The following is a 6096-nucleotide window of genomic DNA, read 5'->3' on the forward strand; positions in this document are numbered from 1 at the left end:
CTATTAGCAAAATTGCTCTATTGCGGTAAGCGATCAATTCGGATCGGTAGATTGATTTTAGCGAGTTTCCGCGCGGGTCCAAATCCGGCGGCGTTCTAGGGGAGAAACAGCGCTCATGTGCCTCGACCAGATGCATTACATCTACAATTGAAGGAGGCCGTTGGAACGGTGGTTTGCGTCGTAGAGGCATCCTGTCCCAGAGTTGGCACACCAGATCGATCACTGACGGACATGCGGTAGGATCGGGAAAGTCGTTCTCCTTGTGCCAGTAACCGAGAGCGGAAAGCGCTAAATCCATTCGCCTTCTGTCAATGCGGCCATAGCAGTCTGCTAGGTAGAGACAGACTTCGTAAGGTAACGACGGTAAATCTCGTCCTTGCCACTCGATGTAATGCTGCAAGGCTCTGCGGCGATTAGCTTCTGCTCTGCTAGGGGCACCGCTTAGTTCAACCTTGTTCTTATTCATGAGGTCTCACCGTAATGGATGGTGCATCGTTCTTCTAGTGGGGTATCCAGCGCATATTACGAAAGCGAATAGGCGGCTGGTTCTTTAGGTTTCTTTTCGATCAGCTAATCATATATCTGTGTCTATTATTATATATTGGTGCATGCCTCCCCATTCAAAGGGAATTCACGCGCGGGAGAGACGAGTCACCCCACGACTCAATTCAATTGAGAGGGGCGGCTATGCCTAGCAAAACACCGGAAAATGCATTTCTTGCCCGGATCCGTAGTCGGCGATCGACACGCAGCTACTTGTGGTTAGTCTACAGCCACAAGATACGGACTGACCTCATTCTGGAAAGCAACCAGGAGTTCGCACACTGGCTTCTGAACCTTGAGTTTGATGCCCATGTCGTGGATTTCTGGATCCCGGCGGCAAACGAGTTGTATGGCGATCAAGTAGGCGGTCGTCGGACTCGGCCAGATGTCGTGGCGAAGAACGCCGACGGCGTGCTGGAGTGGCATGAGGTTAAAGCCGGATATGTTGATGAAGTCAATCCCAGCCAACAAATCATGATGCAGCGGGAGTTAGCCGCGAACAACGGAGCATTATACCGCTTGTTCGATGAGTCCACGCGCACTGCCCGCCAGTATGAGCTGCTTCCACGTCTCCGCCTCATGCATTTCATCGCGGTTGGGCGTAATCAACCCCTGGTGGATTACGTGCAGGAGACAGTCCTCAGCTACGTGAATCAGGAGCAGGCGGGGACGTTTGGCGGATTGCTGCAAGCATTTCCCATGCTGGCACCTACTCACCTGATCTGTGCAATGGTGCGCCTCACCATTGAAGGATTTGTGACAGTCGAGGTTGAGGATTCTACGCCCTCCCAACACACGGTTTGGTCGTTGAGAGGCTCCTCATGAAACGTACAGCGATCCCGCAGGCCATCAGACAGGGCGACTGGCCGCGCGTCGAGCCAGCGACGGTGCCGCAGGCGCAATGGCCGGATTTCGCCCGAAAGCGGCTTGCCGTGTCAATGTACATCGACGGGGCCTCGATGAAAGCGATCAGGCTGCAAACTGGAATGCCGTCCAACGAGATTAACCGGCTTGCACATCGCTTCTGCTCGATGGATGAAGAGGGACATTATTTTGGTGAGCGGGCGCTGATAGCGTACACCCGGATTGTTCCCTATGAGCGACGCAAGCCCATTGGTGTGAAGCGAAGTGAGCAGCAGGGTGGCCTGACCGGTGCGCTCAACATGCTGTTGTCCGAGCACCCCGAAATTGAAGCGGCCATGATCGACCTACTCTGTACTCCAGGTGCGGTATTGAATGACGACCGAGGGGGGATGAGTGTCTTAGTCTCAGCGTTTAAACAAGCGCTAGAGAAGGCTGGCATTGCTTCACCGTCTTGGCCTTTCAATACCAAGCACAAAGGTCGTACAACCATCCGGAAGTACCTAAAAGCTCTACGTGTAAGGTTTGCGGTCCAATACATTCATGCCCACGGTGATGAGGTTGCCGTGGCTCATCTGGCGACCGGCACGGGTCATCGACGTTTCATCCACCCTAAGCGGCCTTTCGATTGTGTTCAGCTTGATGGACATCACATCGACGCCATCTTCGCGCTGCGCGTAGAGGAAATGCCGGGGTTTTATCAGTGGATTGCGATTGATCGAATTTGGTTATTGTCGATGATCGAACCCTTTTCCAATGCTGTCCTGGCCTACAAGCTTGTCCTGAGAAGTGAAGTCTCAGCGGCCGATGTCCGTGAAGTCATCGCCCAAGCCTGTCTTGGGAAATGGTGCCCAAGAGCGTTGGTAAACGAAAAGTATCAGTATAAGCCAGGTGCCGGACTGCCCTCGGGTGTCATCGAGGGCTGCCAAGGTATTAGCTTCGGGGTATTTTTTGCCGACTCCCACCTGTCCAACCTCGCCAAGAAAATTACCACGGAGGCACGTCGCGACTTCGGTTTCCAAGTGTGCATAGGGCCGGTGGGGCATTTCGAGGTGCGCGCGGAAATCGAGCGTTCCTTTCTGGAGGTGGTACGGGAAGTTCACCTGTTGGTCTCATCAACTGGAAGCCATCCTCATGCCGGGCGGGCCAAGGACGCCGAGCAAAAGGCCGTGAAGTACGAGATCGACTTCACGCTGATGGAGGATGCGATAGATGTGCTGCTTGCCAACTACAATGTCACGCCCAGTGAAGGGCTGGGGCTCTTTTCGCCGCTAGGTTACCTAGAGCAGTTCTTCCGCCAGGGCGCACTAATTCCGAGCTACTCAGCAGAGCAGCGAGAACGATTGCAGGCGGACCTGACCACTCGTAAAGCGACTGTGCGTGGAAGCTGCGACAGTGGGCGTCGTCCTTACATCCAATTAGATCGGGTGCGCTATACCAGCGCGATCCTGGCTGGTGACTTCGCCTTTGTCGGAATGCAGTTGTTGATCGAAGTCGATAATCACGATTACCGAGCAGTCAAAGCCTATCTGCCAAATGGTGAGTCTATCGGTTATCTCTGCGCGCAAGGATGGTGGGGAGAGTTCAAACATACGCCCTCCGTGCGACTCAAGGTGAACAGCTTGATCCGTTCAGGGGATTTGAAGATCGATGAGGATAAATCCCCGACCCAGCAACTCAGTGATTATTTCACCCAACACGGGCAAGCCGGAGTGGCATTGTCTCTCAGCCGGGAAGCTGCGACCCAAAAGGACGAAAACCCGCGTCCTCGGAAAAACCGGGCATTTCGACCGGACTATTTTATCCAAGCTGATAGCGAATACGGTGAGCTGCCCTCGCCTGGTCGCGCGCTGAACCGAGTCGAGAGATGAACGCCAGCGCTCACCCTCTCAAGACCGACCAGGCGCTGTTTATCACGCACCAGATGGTGCGCGTCCTTCGCTTGAGTCTCGATCGGGTGGCCGCCAGACGATCCGGCGTGTTGTTCGAAGGTGCGTCGCGGGTCGGCAAAACCCGTTGCGCACAATTTGTCGCCGAGCAGTTAAAGATCAAGTTGCCAGGCGTGTTCACCATGCTCCACATCGCCCGCCACCGTGAACCCGGCCGACGGCAGTCCGTATTGAAGGAGATATGTGAATCGGAGCGGGCATCGCCTAATGCGCGAGGCGTGGATTATCTTCAGCACCTGCTGGCCTATATCGAAGGGCATGTGACCGGCCAACCCGCGCCACAATGTGTATTGGTTGTCGATGAGATTCAACAATGGCGTCAAAACGACTTTCGCGTTCTGTCGGACCTTCACAATTATCTCCAGTCGGAAAACATCAATTTAACGGTCATCGGTTTTGCGCAATCGGAGATCTATCATCTACTCAGCGGGCTTCGGGCGGTGAAGCGCCCGCAGATAGTGGCCCGCTTCTTTGCAGAAATCATTCCGTTCCACGGGTGTCGGAGCGTCGACGAACTGACGGCGATACTGCAGGCGTGTGACGAGGGCTCCGAGTACCCCGTCGGGTCGGGCACCAGCTATACCGCGTTTTTCGCGACAGAGGCCTTTGCCGCCGGGCTCAGGCTGGCACCGCTGGCGGGCTTGTTCTGGAAGGCGTTCGATGAAAGTGTAGCGGGGGAATACGTCAACAATCTCCCCATGCAGCACGTACGCGAGTCGATCCTCGACCTGTTGCTGCTCATCGCGCCGCATGACAACGCCTTGTTCGAAGCCGATGACAAGCTAGTCATTGAAGCGGTCCGCCGCACGAGTGTTCGGATGTTCTGCGATGTACTATAAACACGGGCTATTTTTCCCAGATAACTTTCCATGGCCATATGATCATGCCGTTGCCGCTCTGCACAAAGCCGCGGTGGTGAATGGCGTCTGTGGCAGGGTCGTGCTGGGAACGTCTCCGCTAAAGAAGTCACGGCGCGGTTCGAAAAAGGGTAGGGAAACTCAGATTGAGAGGGCCCTGGACGAGATATACCACACCTCTCGTTCCTTTCTGTCGTCCAGCAATTTCGTCAAACGTACCGGCGATTATTTTCCAAAGAATGTTCACGGCCCCATCAAGTATTGTGCGGAATGCCTGGCGGAAACAGGATTCGTACCAGCAGTCTTTTCACTGCGCTTTGTGGCCAGTTGTCCGTGGCATCACCGGCCGCTGAAACCGCTATGTGAGCGTTGCCACGACATTCGGAAGTTCGCACCTACCTCGTTCGGGAGTCCGGTCGGCTACAGTTGCGAGGACTGCGGTTACTGGGTGCCGAACCGGGAAGCGATTTTTGCTGCCTGTCGTTCCTATGCCGCCAGCACTAGTGGGTTGGCTTGCATGAATTTTCACGTCAATACTGAACGACTGCACCGGCTGGCGGTACTGGACGTGATCAATTTCGCTAAGGCGACCGATGATGGCACGCAAGCCCTTGCAGACAGCTGCGCTATACAGGAGTTTCTCCCTGATAAAACGACCAAAATATGGCATAAGACTTTCGACATGCTCGGCCAATGTGCGGTACCGGGTTCGCCGGATGAGTGCTACAGGTGCTTTGTCAGATTTCATCAAGTTCGCCTGCTCAAAGCGCATCGCCACTGCCCCTGCGGCGCAGTTCTTTCACGACCCGGCGTCGGTGATTCGTCGCGCAGCGTGTGCTTGTACAACGTGGCATTGTCGATATTTCGGCAAAAATTTGAATACCTGAGCAATGATAAAGCGATACCGCGGCTTTCAGAGCAGGCCTCGCATCAGCTGGCAAAACTCCAGATGGTGCCTAGGGTTTCACGACGTTTCTTTCAAAGCGTTTTCTATCAGCTTGTCGCGCGCTTATGGTTCTGGAGTCGTGCTGCGTCGCAGTTTTTCGTTCACATCGATCCTCGGCATTTTTTCGCGGTATTAGACGCCGGCAGCAGCAATATGCTGTTGTCTCGGCTCCTTGGCGAGTGGTTGCGAGGCTACTATAAGTGTGAATTCGATCTGCCCGCTGACCGTGCAGCCATGCGCCAGCTCTTAGGGCCGGTCCAGGCCGGGCAGGCACTAGGTATTCGCAATTTCGGTACCCGCGCAGAGTTGAGCGCCCCGGCAACGCCCAGGCTGTTCTACGGCTCGATGCGGGCTACGGCGATGTTTTACTTCTAACTTTGGTGCCTGAAAAGCCGTGCCAAACGCCTTTGAGGTGCCCTGTCGCCGGCGACAGTCCCGTCTCTAGCGGCCGCCGTAAATACGAGTACTTATTGGCGAATTCAGCAGGGGCAGGTAGCCAAGGCGCGAGTGGCGACGTTGGCGGTTATAGGAGATGTCGATGTACTTCTGGTTGGCTGCCTCAGCCTCGGTTCGGGTGGCAAAGCGGCGCAGGTGTAACAGTTCGCGAAGCCAGCAATTGCTGAGTCAGGCCGGTGTATGGAACTCGAATTACGGGCACCTGTACTGGCTCATCGAATAGTGACAAGTGCCTACCAACTGGTCGGATCTCAGGGAATTATCCTCCAAATATCTCTGCAACTATAATTTATAGTCACCAAGATATTTTGAGTATAGAAGTCGACGCTTTGGGTGATTCGCAGCTTCCGGCCGAGCCTGACTGCCATCGAACGGCTTGCCCATGTGCCAACTGCAGATTGGCAGCATCCCCGGTAACGCTGATGGGGAATGATCGCGCAAGCCTTGGTCGGTTCAGGAACTGCTGAGTAGCAAGGTGGATGGT

Annotated in this window: 4 protein-coding genes and 1 pseudogene; 4 read left to right on the forward strand and 1 reads right to left on the reverse strand. The window is 54.9% G+C overall.

Annotation, left to right across the window (positions count from 1 at the left end; all coding sequences use genetic code 11):
* Positions 1 to 687 precede the first annotated feature (687 nt).
* Genes P8H27_RS15585 through P8H27_RS15600 form a run of 4 tightly spaced genes read left to right on the forward strand, consistent with a single transcriptional unit; the run spans position 688 to position 5531 of the window.
* Complete coding sequence (locus P8H27_RS15585; protein ID WP_289638519.1) at positions 688 to 1368, forward strand: hypothetical protein; 681 nt, start codon at positions 688 to 690, stop codon at positions 1366 to 1368.
* Positions 1365 to 3275: a hypothetical protein gene (locus P8H27_RS15590; protein WP_289638520.1), complete on the forward strand. Its 1911-nt coding sequence runs from the start codon at positions 1365 to 1367 to the stop codon at positions 3273 to 3275. The genes P8H27_RS15585 and P8H27_RS15590 overlap by 4 nt, the downstream gene beginning before the upstream one ends.
* Positions 3272 to 4192, forward strand: a complete 921-nt coding sequence (locus P8H27_RS15595; RefSeq protein WP_289638521.1) for an ATP-binding protein — start codon at positions 3272 to 3274, stop codon at positions 4190 to 4192. The genes P8H27_RS15590 and P8H27_RS15595 overlap by 4 nt, the downstream gene beginning before the upstream one ends.
* The gene (locus tag P8H27_RS15600) at positions 4182 to 5531 is read left to right on the forward strand and encodes a hypothetical protein (RefSeq protein WP_289638522.1); all 1350 of its coding nucleotides are present in this window, start codon (positions 4182 to 4184) and stop codon (positions 5529 to 5531) included. The genes P8H27_RS15595 and P8H27_RS15600 overlap by 11 nt, the downstream gene beginning before the upstream one ends.
* Before the next feature lie 88 nt (positions 5532 to 5619).
* On the opposite strand, the pseudogene P8H27_RS15605 reads toward P8H27_RS15600, so the two are convergent.
* Positions 5620 to 5759, reverse strand: a pseudogene (locus P8H27_RS15605) (IS3 family transposase); the annotation flags it as partial.
* Between the last annotated feature and the right edge of the window lie 337 nt (positions 5760 to 6096).

Origin of the sequence: Pseudomonas sp. sp1636 (assembly GCF_030376615.1) — a bacterium.
GTDB lineage: Bacteria > Pseudomonadota > Gammaproteobacteria > Pseudomonadales > Pseudomonadaceae > Aquipseudomonas.

Bases quoted from the DNA above. Each gene is read 5' to 3' on its own strand.
- P8H27_RS15590 (WP_289638520.1), top strand. From the start codon at position 1,365: ATGAAACGTACAGCGATCCCGCAGGCCATCAGACAGGGCGACTGGCCG.
- P8H27_RS15585 (WP_289638519.1), top strand. From the start codon at position 688: ATGCCTAGCAAAACACCGGAAAATGCATTTCTTGCCCGGATCCGTAGT.
- P8H27_RS15600 (WP_289638522.1), top strand. From the start codon at position 4,182: ATGTACTATAAACACGGGCTATTTTTCCCAGATAACTTTCCATGGCCA.
- P8H27_RS15595 (WP_289638521.1), top strand. From the start codon at position 3,272: ATGAACGCCAGCGCTCACCCTCTCAAGACCGACCAGGCGCTGTTTATC.